This is a genomic window from Enterobacter sp. Y17, from assembly GCF_019730495.1.
Lineage (GTDB): Bacteria > Pseudomonadota > Gammaproteobacteria > Enterobacterales > Enterobacteriaceae > Enterobacter > Enterobacter asburiae_B.
The window spans coordinates 1,164,668-1,178,968 of the sequence record NZ_JAASKP010000001.1 but is presented as its reverse complement, the minus strand read 5'-3'; the positions used below and the strand labels follow the sequence as shown (position 1 = coordinate 1,178,968).

Genomic DNA, 14,301 nt, shown 5'->3' with positions numbered 1-14,301 from the left:
AATGACGCCCGTCTCTGACATGGACATCGACCTGATCCTGACCCTGGACGCCCTGCTTCAGGACAGGAATATCACCCATGCGGCCGCGCGGCTGGGCATCAGCCAGCCCGCGCTGTCCGCCCGTCTCGCGCGTCTGCGAACGCTGTTTGGCGAACCGCTGTTTATTCCCTCCCCACATGGACGTGGGGTGCTACCGACGCCGCGAGCGGAAGCGCTTAAGCCGCAGGTGGAGAGCGTGCTGCGCGGCATCAGCGCGATGTTTTCTCCCACCACGTTTGATGCCCAGACCAGCACCCGAACCTTTGTTATCGCGCTGCACGAAAACCCGGCGCTGATGCTGGGCACAGGGCTGCTTAACCAGGTGGGTACCGAAGCTCCAGGTATTCGCCTGCGCTTCGCCCTGCCACAGATGTCCGAACTGCCGCAGCAGCTGGAAAACGGTGATGTGGATATCTACATCGGCGTGAGCGCGGGGGCCCATGACGGCTGGGTGAGGCGCAAACTGCTCGACGATGCGTTTGCCACCGCCCAGCGCAAAGGCCATCCGCGCGGGACCGGAGCGTTAGACCTGGAAAGCTACTGCGCGCTTTCTCATCTGGTGGTGTCATCGGCGGGAGATCCGTTTACCGGCTTTGTCGATCAAACCCTGGCCGGGCTGGGCTACCAGCGGCACGTCGCGATGTCCACGCAGAGCTACGCCATGGCGCCTGCGCTTGTTGCCGGTACCGACCTGGTGTGCACCCTGCCGGAACGGATGCTGAAACAGTTTGCCGGCACGCTGGATCTCTTTGCGCCGCCGCTCCCGCTCCAGCCGATTACCATCTACATGTACTGGCACCCGAAAAACAGCCAGGATCCGGCGAATGCCTGGCTGCGCGAGCAGCTGCTGCAGGCCGCCGGGCGTCAGGTATGATCGAGGGTAATCAGGAATTTTTTAAGCACTTCTGAGCGAATAATCCGGTGGCAAACCAGCGTCAGTTCGCTTTCACGGAGCCGGTCGAGGATGTCCACGTACACCACGTTCTCAACGCTCACCGCCTTTGCCGAGGCGGGCAGCAGCGCCAGCCCAAACCCCGCCGAGACCAGGCTTATCACGGTGGGCACGTCGGTCGCGTTTTGCACCACGTCCGGCTGAAAGCCCGCCCCGCTGCAGGCGTCATAAAAGTACTGTTCCAGCCCCATTCCCTCCGGGTCGCGCAGGGAGATCCATTTTTCGTCCTTCACTGACGAAAGCGTCAGCGCGGAAGATCCCGCCAGCGGGTGCTGACGATACAGCGCCAGGACCGTTTTCTCTGACGTGAACGGGCGGCTTTGCAGATCGTCAGGCAGCGACGGCAGCGGCGCCCGGATAATAGCCACATCGAGCTGGTTGCTCTGCACGGCCGCGTAGAGCGTCTGCACGTTTCCCGTCACCAGCGACATGGTAATGGCCGGCCAGCGCGTATGCATCTGGCGCAGCGCGGCGGGCAGCCTGCCGTCGAACATCGCGCTCGACACGCACCCCAGGTTTAATACCCCCTGCTCGCCCCGTGCCGTTTGCCTGGCGTCCAGAACCGCCTGCTCGGTCAGGGAGATGGCGAGCCTGGCTTTCACCAGAAACGCTTCACCTGCGGGCGTCAGGGTTAAGCGGCGGTTCGCCCGGCTAAAGAGCGTGACGCCTAAACGTTCTTCCAGCGCCTTTATCTGCTGGCTCAGGGCCGGTTGCGCCATGTTCAGACGCTCAGCGGCCCGGTGCATGTGGAGCTCTTCGGCCACCACGATGAAATGGCGCATCTGACGAAACTGCACGGAACGCTTCCTTTTTTGATATGAGTTTACTTATCAATTTAGCAGTAATGATGCAATTGATGCTATTGGTCATTGCCATAAAAATGGAGGTATTCAAAACGAGGGAGGAAATTATGGAAAACCCGATCAACGATCTCCGCAGCGCCATCGCCCTGCTTCAGCGCCACGAAGGGCAGTATCTTGAAACCGATCATCCGGTCGATCCCAACGCGGAGCTGGCGGGAGTCTACCGCCATATCGGCGCGGGCGGCACGGTAAAACGTCCAACCCGTACGGGCCCGGCCATGATGTTCAACAGCGTGAAGGGCTATCCGGGCTCCCGCATCCTGGTGGGCATGCACGCCAGCCGCGAGCGCGCGGCGCTTCTGCTAGGCTGTGAGCCCTCGGAGCTTGCAAAACACGTCGGCCAGGCGGTGAAAAAGCCGGTTGCGCCGGTTGTCGTTCCGGCCTCGCAGGCGCCCTGCCAGGAACAGGTTTTCTACGCAGACGACCCTGACTTCGACCTGCGCAAGCTGCTTCCGGCCCCCACAAACACGCCGATTGATGCGGGCCCGTTCTTCTGTCTGGGACTGGTGCTGGCAAGCGATCCGGAAGACAGCTCGCTGACGGATGTCACCATCCACCGCCTCTGCGTTCAGGAGCGCGACGAGCTTTCCATGTTCCTTGCCGCCGGTCGGCATATCGAAGTCTTCCGCAAAAAGGCGGAAGAAGCCGGAAAACCGCTGCCGGTGACGATCAATATGGGGCTCGATCCTGCCATCTATATCGGCGCGTGCTTTGAGGCGCCCACCACGCCGTTTGGCTACAACGAGCTGGGCGTCGCCGGGGCGCTGCGCCAGCAGCCGGTCGAACTGGTGCAGGGCGTGGCGGTAAAAGAGAAAGCGATCGCGCGGGCGGAAATCATCATCGAGGGCGAACTGCTTCCGGGCGTGCGCGTAAGAGAAGATCAGCACACTAACACCGGCCACGCGATGCCGGAGTTCCCGGGCTACTGCGGCGAGGCGAACCCGTCCCTGCCCGTGATCAAAGTGAAAGCCGTGACCATGCGAAACCACGCGATCCTGCAAACGCTGGTGGGACCGGGAGAAGAGCATACCACCCTGGCCGGTTTACCGACGGAAGCCAGCATTCGCAATGCCGTTGAAGAGGCGATTCCGGGCTTCCTGCAAAACGTCTATGCGCATACCGCGGGCGGCGGTAAATTCCTCGGGATCCTGCAGGTGAAAAAACGCCAGCCGTCAGACGAAGGCCGTCAGGGACAGGCGGCGCTCATTGCCTTAGCCACCTATTCGGAGCTGAAGAACATCATTCTTGTCGACGAAGACGTGGATATTTTCGACAGCGACGACATCCTGTGGGCGATGACCACCCGCATGCAGGGTGATGTCAGCATCACCAATATTCCGGGGATCCGCGGCCACCAGCTGGATCCGTCCCAGTCGCCGGATTACAGCACCTCAATTCGCGCAAACGGCATCTCCTGCAAGACCATCTTCGACTGCACGGTGCCGTGGGCGCTGAAGGACCGCTTCGAGCGCGCGCCGTTTATGGAGGTGGATCCGCGTCCGTGGGCGCCGGAGCTGTTCGCTGATAAGAAATAGGGAAAGTTTCGGGCGTATGGCCCGCAGGTCATACGCTTATTTTCTTTTCAAGCGCGGCAATATTTTTATCTGCCTTTCGCTCCACAGAGAAACGATCGACGCTCAGCAAAATGAGCATCAGCCCCCTGCCGCTCTCCAGTAACGGCGATATTTCACAGAAACGGTCTCGTCTGGCGGCCTCGAGCCGCTCCAGCGGGAACGCATCACCTGCGTCGGTAAAGACAACGCGGACATTATGGTCCCGGATGTCGAACTCTACGCTAAATGTACGTGAAGCATCCTCATGCAGCGCGTGCCGGATGATATTCGTCGCCACTTCACAGACGGCAAGGTCGAGCGCGAAACGCCACTCATCGTCAACGGCAAGCGCGCTCAGACGGTCTCCCAGCCAGCCGGCCAGCGGCATCAGGGAGCCGAGCTCCGCCGGAAATTCCGCATGCTCCGGCGTCGGCATCTACTGCCCCAGCTGCGCAAGCGCGCTGTTTTTATCCGGATAAATGCGGAATATGCGATCCATTCGGGTCAGGGTGAACATATTCATGATCCCGGGGTTCAGGGAGCACAGCGCCATGTCGCCTTTCCCGTTCATCAGCTTAAACAACGACACCAGCATCCCCAGCCCGCTGCTGTCGATAAAGTCCACTTTGCTGAAGTCGACAATTAAGGCTTTACGATCGCTGCCAATTTCTTCCGTGACGGTGGCCTTAAACGCCGCGGCAATGGACGCATCCAGCCGCCGGACCGCTGGCGTAAGAATGTTGGCATGCGGTAATCGTTCAGTGTTAATAATCATTCTGTTCTCCCTGACGCTCAATCACTAACAGTGAAACGTCATCGGTTAAGGCGGTCGGTTCATCACGATTTGCATTGCGCCAGCCGGTCAGGTGTTGTCCGAAACGCAGCAGGAGCTCGTCTACTGGCAGATGGGCATGTTCATGAAGCCAGCGTTCCAGACGTTGCGGGCCAAACTGCTCGCTCTCGCTGTTCTCACACTCCGTGATGCCGTCACTGAATAAGCATAAGCGATCCCCTGAATTGAGGGTAAAAGCGACGTCCTCCCAGCTGAGGTCGGGGATCAGCCCGACCGGCGGTCCACCCTCGCCAACGGAAGTGACGGCACTCTCTGCGTTCACAATCACGGGAGTAGGATGCCCCGCCTGACACAACGACCCCTGACCACTGACGGGGTCGATCACGCCGTAGATGATGGTGAAATAGCTGGTGATGTCGTTTTCTTCACTGCAAAAGCGGCTGTTCAGTATTCTGACGACCTCGGCAGGCGACTGAATTCCGCCCTCTGCGGTAAACAAAAAACGATCCACCACCCGGCCATGCAAGAACTGACGCGCCACGGCGAGGGACATCATTGCTGCCCCCACGCCGTGACCGGAGACATCAACGCAGTAGAACCCCAGATGAGAGTCCAGAGGAAAAATATTGAAGACATCACCCGATACCCAGGCAGACGGTAAGAAAAGCCAGTCGGAAAAGTAGTTCCCGAAGCGCAGGCGGTGTGAAGGCAGAACCGAGTGCTGAACGCGCGCCGCCAGCTCAAGATCCTGTTCAATCTGGCGTAACGCTTCACTCAGGCGCTTATTATGCGCCGCGAGGGTCGCTTCCAGCGTCAAAATACGTACCCCGGCATGGAGCCGCGCCCGTAACTCAGCCCGTTCGACGGGCTTGCTTAAAAAATCATCCGCCCCGGCATCAAAACCCTGCGTTAAATCTCCTGCATTCTCGCGGGCCGTGAGCAGAATGATATACACATAGTGGCCAAACTGACGGCTGCGGATCGTCTGACAGAGCGTAAGCCCGTCCATTTCCGGCATCTCCCAGTCGCTTATCACCATGCTGATCGGCTGGCTGGACAATATTTCCAGCGCGGCGACGCCATTTTCCGCCTCGCTCACGATATACCCCCACTGGGTGAGCATTCGGGAGAGTAACCGACGATAAATCAGCGAATCTTCAACGATTAACACGTGCAGCGCTGACATGTATCCCTCCTATAGCGGTAAGAACCAGATGAGGCTCACGGTCCCTTCCCTGAATTTTGCGTTACCGTTGCCGTGCCCCGGATAGCGCGTCCCCGCATAGTTCGCGTACTGGATGGAGAACGAACCTGGCGTATAGCCCGCATAGCCAAAGCTGTAGCTGTAATCGCCGTTCCAGGGCTGCTGCTGGCTGCTGTCCGGGAACCAGAACGCCGTTGCGCGAACGAAGAAATGTTGTTTGAAGGTATAGCCGCAGCCGCCGAGCATGACGTTTTTATTTTTGCGGATGTCATCGCTGCTGAGGTCGTAGTAGCGCGGAACCCAGCTGTACCCGACCTGGCAAATGATAGAGTCCCCTTTATTAATCAGGAGCGCGTTTTCAACCGGTTTCGGTAGCGAAAACTTATAGGCCAGCGTAAAGGCGCCCTGTTCGAAATAGGTGTGTCTCCGGCTACCCGACGTCCAGAAGTGGTTATCGCCATAGTTGCCGTAGACCAGGCTGAACGTGTTGGCGTGCCAGTCGTCATAGCCAAAGCTGTAGCGAAAATCCGCGGTGTAGCGGTTGGTATCCCTGACCGGCAGCCGGGAGGTAATGTTGGCAAACCAGAAGCTGTAGGGGGAATACTGCAGACTAAGATTCAACGTCTGGTTAATTTTTTTCGCCTGCGCGGCGCTGTCCGAGCTGTTGGGCACGCTCACCATCTGCTCTTTCAGCCCAGAACTAAAGCTCAGAGCGCCTGAAAATTTCTTGTCATTGCCTGAGAACAGGCGCCCCCACCGGCTGGTAAAAACGCCTGCCTGAACGGGCTCGCCGTTTTTATCGCGCAACGTCTCTTTCTCGCTGCTTTGCGCCGCATCCGCCGCGGGTATTGCGGCGAGTAAGACGCCCGCCAGGAGCCATTTTTCACACATAACCGCCATCCTTAGTTAGGTATCCAGCGTGCAGCGACGTTGTATTTTGCCATGAGCCACAAAATGCCCAGTGCCGCAGCATGCACTAACGTATTTTCTATCCAGGCATGACGCCACAAATCGAAGGTGATGAACTGACTCACCAGCAGCACCACGTACACATGCAAAATGAAGGTATAAAGCGAGTGCTGGCCTAACGGAATAAGAAACCATCCCAGCAGGCGGTTGAGCGGCGTCCAGCAGTATGTCAGCACCAGATAGACGGTAACCATCAGGGCGATATCGTTTAATACCCGCACCGGGCCCAGCCCATTTTTCGCCGCCCAGGTGTGATAAAAGGTGTTGAAGCCGTCAGGCGGAATCACGTGCATCAGCAGCGCGGGGGGCATAAACGGGTTGGTATGGTTCTGTGCTATGAACCCCAGAATGAGCGCCACTATCACCAGCGCAACCACCACCACTTTACCTGCAGGCGTGCGTGCGAAAGAGATCAGTTCGGCTTTATACCACCCGCTGGCCATGCCCAGCACAAAGATGAACTGCCAGGCCAGCAGCGGAAAGGCAAATTCGAATTCCGACGGCGTCAGCCGGAGCGGCCACCGCTGCCAAAGGCCGTACACTAGCAGAGACGCTCCCAGCAGCCACCAGACGTTACCCTTCTGTAGCATCCCCAAAAATAGCGGGCTGAGTAGCAGCAAAAAGATATACAGCCCCAGAATTTGCGTCTGATGGGGGCCAATCTGTAAATAGAGGATAATGTTGAACCAGGTCTCTTTTATTTGTGGCGTGACCGGATAAAGCGACCAGCTTTCACCCGAAAATCGGTCGGTAAAATGAGTGACCTCGAAAAGATTAATATGCGGGATATAGGCCAGGAGAATAAACGACACTATGATAATGATATTTACACGATATATTTTCCACGCCCTGAGATAAAGCCCCCACGAAACCGTGAGTAATACGACTTTTTGCAAACGAGCGCGATTCAACATCCCCAACATAAATCCCGAAAGAATGACAAAGCCTTCTGCGCCGGTTGTTAACCCAAAACGCTCCCAGGAGAATATATTAAATACCGACATCACTTCCGTATGCGCCACGACCATCATGACGAGGGCAATCCCGCGCATAAAGTCAATTCTCAGGTCCCGGGCACCTGCAATGGCATACCGCCATGATCTTGATTTTACTATATCCGCTTGCGCGATCGGCGGCGCAATATGGCTCATAGGGTATCCTTTACCTGGAAACGAAAATTAACGTCTAAATAAAGTAGATAGCCTAAAGAAATAGTAACCGCAATTTATCGTGAACAGATGAGGCGAATTAAGCAGAATTTAACCTTAATTAACCACCACTAAATAATAGTAATGAACGTGGCTGGACACTTTTATTCGGCGTTCTACACTTACCTTAAATCTTGTTTATTCGCTATTTTCTTTGACCTTCTGGCAACTGCCTTTGCAGCAGAATGGGTCTGCATATTCACGGAATCAGGAACGCCGGAACTATGGATTTTTATTTTTCCCGTTTTGAACATCGTCGACCTCCGGAACCGTTGAAAACGCCGCGCTGGGTAATGATGACCTGGCAGGTGTTAGCGGTCGCGGCGCTTATTCTGGGCGCAAATTATATTTACTGGCGCTGGACCGCCTCCCTGAACACGGACGCGTTATGGTACGCCATACCGCTGGTCCTCGCCGAAACCCTGGCCTGGATCGGTACCGTGCTGTTTACCATCAACTTATGGAAAGAACAGGATCCTCCCCAGAGTCCGCCCCCGAGCGAGATTAACGACTGCCTGTCACCGGAGGAGGCCGTAGAGCCCCGTCCCGTTAAGGTGGATCTGTTCATTGCCACCTACTCCGAAGACACCGAGCTGGTGAGGCTGTCCATTCGTGACGCCAAGAAGATGGATTACCCGTACCCGATTGACTACCGGATCCACGTCCTCGATGACGGCCGTCGCCCGGAGATGAAAGCCGTTTGCGATGAGGAAGGCGTCAATTACATCAGTCGCCAGACCAACATCGGATTTAAGGCCGGTAACCTGCGCAATGGTCTTGAGCAAACCGACGGCGATTTTCTTGTTATCTGCGACGCCGATACCCGTGTATTTCCCACCCTTCTCAGCCATACGCTGGGCTATTTCCGCAACCCTGACGTGGCCTGGGTGCAGACGCCGCAGTGGTTCTTCGATCTCCCGGAAGGAGAAAGTTTGTCGCGCTGGGGCCAGCGGAAAGCCGGAAAAATGGGCTATGGCCTGGGCTGGCTGATCCAAAAGTGTGTCGGCCCGGTCACGGTTGGCCGCGACCCGTTTTTTAACGATCCGCGCATGTTCTATGACGTCATCCTGCGGCGGCGCAACTGGGCCAACGCCGCATTCTGCTGCGGCGCGGCGTCCATCCACCGTCGCGAGGCGGTTATGCAGGCCGCGCTGAGAAGCTACGTCTGGTCCGTCGAAGAGGAGATCCATCGCCATACCCGCGACATACGCGATGACGAAACGCGGAGCGCGCTACAGGAGGCGATGCGCCCCCACGTGGCATTTGACACTGAGTTAACGCCCTACAAATTTCACGTCTCCGAAGATATTTACACCTCGGTGCTGCTGCACGGTGACGCCGCACGACGCTGGCGTTCGGTCATGCACCCGCGCGTTGAGTCGAAGATGCTCTCTCCGCAGGATATGCTGACCTGGATGATCCAGCGCTTTAAATATGCCGCAGGTTCGCTGGATATTTTGTTCCATGACAACATCTTCAGCCGTCGTCGCTTCAGGCTTTCACTCCCCCAGACGCTGATGTACGCCACGACCTTCTGGTCCTATATGGCCTGCGTATGGAACACGGTGTTTTTGATTTCACCCATTATTTATCTGTTCACCGGTATTCCGCCGGTATCGGCCTGGTCGACGCCGTTCTATCTCCATTTTCTCCCCTTTTTTATTTTCTCCGAACTGGCCTTTATGTTCGGGACATGGGGGATTTCGGCCTGGGACGGCAGGGCCTCCTACCTCTCCTTCTTTTCCATGAATCTGCGCGCGCTCAATACGGTGCTGCGGGGCGAGCAGATCAAATTTCACGTCACGCCAAAAGAGCGGCAGACGGGCCGTTTTCTCTATCTGGTGAAGCCGCAGATTGCCATCGTAGTGCTGACCCTCGCAGGGCTTATCTGGGGAGGGATTCAGGTTGCACGCGGCCAGGTCGACGACCCTTCCGGCTACGTCATCAATATTTTCTGGGGAGGGGTGAACATCGCCGCCATGCTGCCGCTGATATTCGCAGCCATGTGGACGCCCGCCGAAGAGGATGAGGTCACCCAATGAGAATACGTGATGCCCTGCTTTCCGCGCGCAGTTATCTCACTATTCTGCTGGGGTTCCTGCTCGGCTTTGCCATTGTGGTATGGGTTGAGAAACAAATGCCTTCGCGCGTGGAGAGCAGCGGCGGCATCGCGCTCAGTAAAGATTTCCCTCCGCTGCCCGCAAAACGCGAGCTGACCTATGACGAGGCCATCTGGGCGCGGGTAGCCTGGCAATACTACGTGAATAATACCCAGCCAAACGGCCTGGCGAACGCCAGCGACGGTGAGCCCTGGCTGAGCCTCTGGAGCGTGGGAAGCTACCTGTTTGCGGCCGCTGCCGCAGAGCAGCTCAATATCATTTCCACCGATGAGTTTGACGAGAGGGTCAGCGCGGCCCTGTTTACGCTGGGGCAGTTGCCGCTTAATGAGAAAGGCCTCCCTGCCGCGTATTACCATGCGGACACCCTCAAAATTCTGGGAAAACCTGACGCATCCGCAATAGGCCTGAGCCGCCTGCTGACGGCGCTTCAGACTCTCCTTTGGCGCTATCCTCAGCACGCGGCGGCCATCCGCGATCTGTTTAGCGTCTGGAGCACCGGCACGCTGATCGAAAGCAGCACTCAAAGCCAGGCGGCCGTGCCGCTCCATCACTGGACTCTGACCAATGACGAACAGCGGGACAGCTTTGGCTATCGGCTCTATGCCAGCCATACGCTGCGCTTAATTGACAGTGCGGCGGGACTGGCGGTCACCAATCCGCCCGAAGGGCAAAAGATGATCGACCTGGATGGGATCATGGTTCCTGATGAAGGGCTGCGCACGCCCTGGGGCAAGCAGACCTCCCTGATCAGTCTGCCCTATCTGCTAACCGGACTCGAACTGGGTTTTGACGCGCAGAGCGCTGAAATTGCGTGGCGGATTATGCAGATCCAGCAGCGGCGCCACGGCCTGCGCTCACCAAAACCTCCTATCAGCACGGATTATGCCGAACCGGCACCGGATTACGTTACCGATCTGCCAAACAGGCAGCCGGTACAGGCGCGCGCCCTGCGTGACGAAGTGCCGGAGAAAGTCGCGATCGCCTCCACCCGCACCGCGTTTGCCTGGTATGCCCTGTTCCGCAACAGCTGGAGCGAGGCGCTGCGCCAGCAGGTTCTGCCGCTTCTGGTGCCGGGTAAAGGCTGGCAGCGCGGCTTCAATCTTAATAACAGCGTTAATAGCGTCGTGGACGCCGACACCAACGCCATCGTACTGGAAAGTCTGTCGTATATCGCGCACGGCCAGATGCTCTGTCTGGCCTGCCTTCACACGGCCCCCCATTCATCCACTCCCGCAGGAGCAACGCCATGAAGCCACGATCCCCGATCCTTTTCTACCTGCTCACGGGAATAACGATCTGCTGGCTGGCGCTCTCGACCGCGCGCGCGGAAACCGGGCTGCCTGCATCTGGTTACTCCCCTCGCAGCGGCGAGCTGACGGCCCGAGAGATGACCATTGCGAAAAACGCCTGGCAGTATTTCGTCTCAAACTATCAGCCCACGACGGGGCTGGTGAATGCGGTCAACAAATATCCTTCCACCACCATGTGGGACAGCGCCTCCTATCTGGCCGCACTGACGGCGGCGCGCGAGCTGGGGATCATTGATAAAGCAGAATTCGATCGCCGGATGCTGAAATTTCTCGCCACGCTAAACACCCTGGTGCTGTTCCGCAACGAGCTGCCCAACAAAGCCTATAACACCATCAGCGGCCAGAAAGTGGACTATACCAACAAGCCCGGCGAAATTGGCTTCTCGGCTCTGGATATCGGGCGAATGCTGGTCTGGCTGAAAATCATCAAAGAACGTTACCCGGAATACGGCAACAGCGTTGATAACGTGGTGCTCGGCTGGGATTTCAGCCATGCGATCGACCCCTGCGGCACGCTGTACGGAGCCTATCTGGAGAACGGCCAGCCGAAGTATGTTCAGGAAGGCCGGCTGGGCTATGAAGAGTACGGCGCGGCGGGCTACCAGCTGTGGGGGTTCAATACCTGTAAAGCCAGCCGTCCGCAGCCGTACGAGCTGGCCGAAATCTACTGCGTGCTGGTTCCGTATGATTCACGCGACCCGCGCAACACGTCTCAGCATAACTATGTGGTGACGGAATCCTACCTGCTCTACGGTCTGGAGTTCGGCTTCGATAAACCGACCGATCGGGATAACGCTCCGCGCGACTACTCCCTGACGTGGATGAAAAACTTTGCCGATCGCGTTTATCAGGCTCAGGAGAACCGCTACACCATCACCGGCGTCCTCACCGCGCGCTCTGAGCACCAGCTCGATAAAGCGCCATACTTCGTCTATGACACCGTCTTCAGCGACGGGTACAACTGGAACACCATTACCGACAAAGGCCAGTTCGTCCCTAACGCTGCCGCCATTTCACTGAAGGCGGCGCTGGGAATGTGGGTCCTGTGGAACTCGCCTTATACCGATCGCCTGCTGAACACCATTGAGAATGCCAACGAAGAGGGAAAAGGCTACTACGAAGGGCTGTATGAAAACGGTGACGGGCCGATCAAGGAGTTCACCGCGAACAATAACGGCATCATGCTGGAGGCCCTGTTGTTCAAAAAAGAGGGGAAACTGCTGGCCTTCAACACCGACAACCCGAAGAGCAAGGATTTTGCGCCGTCGCTGTGGGATCAAAAGCTGCTCGATCAGTTTGAAGAGAACAACGCCCTGCGCAGCCGTCCGTTCCTTGCCAGCACGCCGGCCGTAAAAAGCTGGTGCGACCGGACCGGCGTCACGCAGCGCACCAAACCCGCCTGCCAGGCCTGTCAGTGCGCGACATGCAGCGCGGACGAGCCGGTTAAACTGCCTCCGGTGACTGCGCAATGCTTAAAACCTTAGCCAGAGGGCTCGCGGGATTACTCCTCGCAGGTGTGGTCATCTTTGCTCTGTTTGGCCATCAGGGGGCTGGCTGGCGCTGGCTAATCAATGGCGGCTGGCACTCCAGCGCGCGTATCGCTGCCCTGACGCCGGAAGAACAGAAATGGGCGGCGATCGCCTGGCGCTATTTCGTCAACAATACCCAGCCGCAAACCGGACTGGTCAACGGGAGCGACAAACAGCCCCGCGTCACGCTCTGGCAAATGGGCGATACGCTTATCGCCCTGCTGGCGGCAAAAGAGCTGGGGCTGATTGATGAGGCCGAGTATGACGCCCGCCTGACGCGGCTGATGGGCACTCTCAACCGCCTGATGCTGACCGAGACCCGGACGCCAGGACGGCTCTATTCCAGCCAGACGGCAGCGACGATCGACTTTAGCGGCAAGCCCGCTAAAAATGGCTGGTCCGCGCGCGACATGGCTCGTCTGATGCTCGCCTTGCGCCTCACCGCTGAGCGGGAGCCGCAGTACAGCGAGTATCTGGATAAAATCATTCTGCGCTGGAACTTCTGCCCGGTCATCGATGGTGAAGGCGAACTGTGGTCCTCTTCCCTGCAAAACGGCCAGCCGGTGGTCCGTGAGGAGCTGCGCCTGGGCGAAAGCGAATATGCCGCGACGGCGTTTCATCTGTGGGGATTTTCCCCGGATAAAGCGTTTACGCCCCCGGCGCACCACGTCATCATCGCCCAGCGGCGCCTTGCTGTGGATGCCCGCGATCCGCGTACCACGTGGCAGCCCTCCCTGATAACTACCCTTCCCTATATGCTGCCGGGCCTGGAGTTTGGCTGGGAGCCAGAGGGCGTTGCGGCCGATCGGCAAAAGCGCCTGCGCAAGCAGGCCGAAAACGTCTGGCTCAGCCAGAAAACGCGCTGGGAGACCGATAAGATCCTGACGGCAAGGGCAGATTTTGCGCTCCCACAGACGCCCTGGCATATTCAGGATACCGTCTGGGGAAATGGCTATGCCTGGAACTCTGTTGGCGACGATGGCCGGGATTACACCCGCTTCGCGCAGGTGTCGACAAAAGCGGTCTTTGCGCTGTGGGCCTTGTGGGACTCCCCTTATACCGACGTGCTGATGTCGGTCACCGAGCACCTTAACGATCCGCAGAAAGGCTGGTACGAAGGCCGCCTTGAAGCCACGGGCGATACCAACGCCTCCCTGACCCTTTCTACCAATGCCACGGTTCTGGAAGCCCTTTTCTTTAAGCACAACGCCGGGCCGCTGTTTGACGCCCGCCGGTCTAAGAAAGAGAGCTACTTTACGCGCCGTGTGGCAGAGGAATATACGCCAGTCGGGCACTGTCTGCCGGGCGAAAACGCCGCAAGGAGGACGCCGTGAAGTTTTACCGCGATCTGTTTGAATCCAGTCTGAACCGCGTTTTTCCGAATAATGACAAAACAGCGTTTTTTCAGACGTTCTATGACGCCTTCGTCCATATGTCACCCGAGACGCAGCAGCATTTTTCTCGCCTGCCGGATCGAGAGGGTCAGCAAACCCTGTTTAAAAGTTTCTTCGCCATGCTTGCGGTGGACGGCGCCCTGATCGTCCCTGATTTTCTCGAGCGTCTGGCGCGGGAGCAAAGCGACGACGGCCTGCACCTCCCCCCACGATTTTTCGCGCTCTGGCGAGAAGCGATGTTGAGCGCGGTCAGCGAGCGCGACCCGCAGTGCGACGATGAGATCCTGACGGCCTGGGCGATGGCGATAGCGCCCGGGCTGGAATACCTGCGCCGACAGGCCGAACTGCACTACCGCGCGTAGGGAGG

Annotated in this window: 13 protein-coding genes; 7 read left to right on the top strand and 6 right to left on the bottom strand. The window is 57.8% G+C overall.

The genetic code is table 11. The features are described from left to right. The first annotated feature begins 1 nt into the window (after position 1). Complete coding sequence (locus HCH49_RS05425) at positions 2-913, top strand: LysR family transcriptional regulator (RefSeq protein ID WP_033145588.1); 912 nt, start codon at positions 2-4, stop codon at positions 911-913. Here HCH49_RS05425 and HCH49_RS05420 read toward each other — a convergent pair. Then, positions 904-1,788 carry a LysR substrate-binding domain-containing protein gene (locus HCH49_RS05420; protein WP_033145589.1) on the bottom strand — a complete coding sequence of 295 codons (885 nt, stop codon included), beginning with the start codon at positions 1,786-1,788 and terminating at the stop codon, positions 904-906. The two genes, HCH49_RS05425 and HCH49_RS05420, sit on opposite strands and share 10 nt — an antisense overlap. 113 nt (positions 1,789-1,901) lie before the next feature. Between HCH49_RS05420 and HCH49_RS05415 the strand changes: the two genes are divergently transcribed. After that, positions 1,902-3,389, top strand: coding sequence for a UbiD family decarboxylase (locus HCH49_RS05415; RefSeq protein WP_039262417.1), 1,488 nt, complete (start codon positions 1,902-1,904; stop codon positions 3,387-3,389). 28 nt (positions 3,390-3,417) lie between these two features. Here HCH49_RS05415 and HCH49_RS05410 read toward each other — a convergent pair whose 3' ends face one another. The 5 genes from HCH49_RS05410 to opgC are packed head-to-tail and all read right to left on the bottom strand — an operon-like array spanning position 3,418 to position 7,524. Further along, positions 3,418-3,843, bottom strand: coding sequence for an ATP-binding protein (locus HCH49_RS05410; protein WP_087822607.1), 426 nt, complete (start codon positions 3,841-3,843; stop codon positions 3,418-3,420). Continuing rightward, positions 3,844-4,182, bottom strand: coding sequence for an STAS domain-containing protein (locus HCH49_RS05405; protein ID WP_221702325.1), 339 nt, complete (start codon positions 4,180-4,182; stop codon positions 3,844-3,846). It lies immediately after the preceding gene. Then, positions 4,172-5,386 carry a PP2C family protein-serine/threonine phosphatase gene (locus tag HCH49_RS05400; RefSeq protein ID WP_221702324.1) on the bottom strand — a complete coding sequence of 405 codons (1,215 nt, stop codon included), beginning with the start codon at positions 5,384-5,386 and terminating at the stop codon, positions 4,172-4,174. Before HCH49_RS05400 ends, HCH49_RS05405 begins: the two co-directional genes overlap by 11 nt. A gap of 9 nt (positions 5,387-5,395) precedes the next feature. Then, positions 5,396-6,295: a hypothetical protein gene (locus HCH49_RS05395; protein WP_221702323.1), complete on the bottom strand. Its 900-nt coding sequence runs from the start codon at positions 6,293-6,295 to the stop codon at positions 5,396-5,398. An 11-nt stretch (positions 6,296-6,306) separates the two neighbouring features. Continuing rightward, entirely contained in the window at positions 6,307-7,524 is a 1,218-nt protein-coding gene (opgC, locus tag HCH49_RS05390) for an OpgC domain-containing protein (RefSeq protein ID WP_087822608.1), read from the bottom strand. Between the two features lie 281 nt (positions 7,525-7,805). On the opposite strand from opgC, the gene HCH49_RS05385 reads away from it, so the two are divergent. Genes HCH49_RS05385 through HCH49_RS05365 form a run of 5 tightly spaced genes read left to right on the top strand, consistent with a single transcriptional unit; the run spans position 7,806 to position 14,296 of the window. Beyond that, the gene (locus tag HCH49_RS05385) at positions 7,806-9,623 is read left to right on the top strand and encodes a glycosyltransferase (RefSeq protein ID WP_221702322.1); all 1,818 of its coding nucleotides are present in this window, start codon (positions 7,806-7,808) and stop codon (positions 9,621-9,623) included. Beyond that, a complete protein-coding gene (locus tag HCH49_RS05380; protein ID WP_048974797.1) occupies positions 9,620-10,951 on the top strand; it encodes a DUF3131 domain-containing protein in 1,332 nt (443 codons plus the stop codon). The genes HCH49_RS05385 and HCH49_RS05380 overlap by 4 nt, the downstream gene beginning before the upstream one ends. Further along, complete coding sequence (locus HCH49_RS05375; protein ID WP_221702321.1) at positions 10,948-12,495, top strand: DUF3131 domain-containing protein; 1,548 nt, start codon at positions 10,948-10,950, stop codon at positions 12,493-12,495. Before HCH49_RS05380 ends, HCH49_RS05375 begins: the two co-directional genes overlap by 4 nt. Further along, positions 12,480-13,874, top strand: a complete 1,395-nt coding sequence (locus tag HCH49_RS05370) for a DUF3131 domain-containing protein (protein WP_221702320.1) — start codon at positions 12,480-12,482, stop codon at positions 13,872-13,874. Before HCH49_RS05375 ends, HCH49_RS05370 begins: the two co-directional genes overlap by 16 nt. Next, on the top strand, positions 13,871-14,296 hold the full coding sequence (locus HCH49_RS05365; protein WP_033145600.1) for a globin: 426 nt from the start codon (positions 13,871-13,873) through the stop codon (positions 14,294-14,296). Before HCH49_RS05370 ends, HCH49_RS05365 begins: the two co-directional genes overlap by 4 nt. The last annotated feature ends 5 nt before the right edge of the window (positions 14,297-14,301 follow it).

What these genes read in the sequence shown, in the direction of transcription:
- HCH49_RS05425 (WP_033145588.1), top strand. Translation starts at nt 2, where the DNA reads ATGACGCCCGTCTCTGACATGGACATCGACCTGATCCTGACCCTGGAC.
- HCH49_RS05415 (WP_039262417.1), top strand. Translation starts at nt 1,902, where the DNA reads ATGGAAAACCCGATCAACGATCTCCGCAGCGCCATCGCCCTGCTTCAG.
- HCH49_RS05410 (WP_087822607.1), bottom strand. Translation starts at nt 3,843, where the DNA reads ATGCCGACGCCGGAGCATGCGGAATTTCCGGCGGAGCTCGGCTCCCTG.
- HCH49_RS05405 (WP_221702325.1), bottom strand. Translation starts at nt 4,182, where the DNA reads ATGATTATTAACACTGAACGATTACCGCATGCCAACATTCTTACGCCA.
- HCH49_RS05400 (WP_221702324.1), bottom strand. Translation starts at nt 5,386, where the DNA reads ATGTCAGCGCTGCACGTGTTAATCGTTGAAGATTCGCTGATTTATCGT.
- HCH49_RS05395 (WP_221702323.1), bottom strand. Translation starts at nt 6,295, where the DNA reads ATGTGTGAAAAATGGCTCCTGGCGGGCGTCTTACTCGCCGCAATACCC.
- opgC (WP_087822608.1), bottom strand. Translation starts at nt 7,524, where the DNA reads ATGAGCCATATTGCGCCGCCGATCGCGCAAGCGGATATAGTAAAATCA.
- HCH49_RS05385 (WP_221702322.1), top strand. Translation starts at nt 7,806, where the DNA reads ATGGATTTTTATTTTTCCCGTTTTGAACATCGTCGACCTCCGGAACCG.
- HCH49_RS05380 (WP_048974797.1), top strand. Translation starts at nt 9,620, where the DNA reads ATGAGAATACGTGATGCCCTGCTTTCCGCGCGCAGTTATCTCACTATT.
- HCH49_RS05375 (WP_221702321.1), top strand. Translation starts at nt 10,948, where the DNA reads ATGAAGCCACGATCCCCGATCCTTTTCTACCTGCTCACGGGAATAACG.
- HCH49_RS05370 (WP_221702320.1), top strand. Translation starts at nt 12,480, where the DNA reads ATGCTTAAAACCTTAGCCAGAGGGCTCGCGGGATTACTCCTCGCAGGT.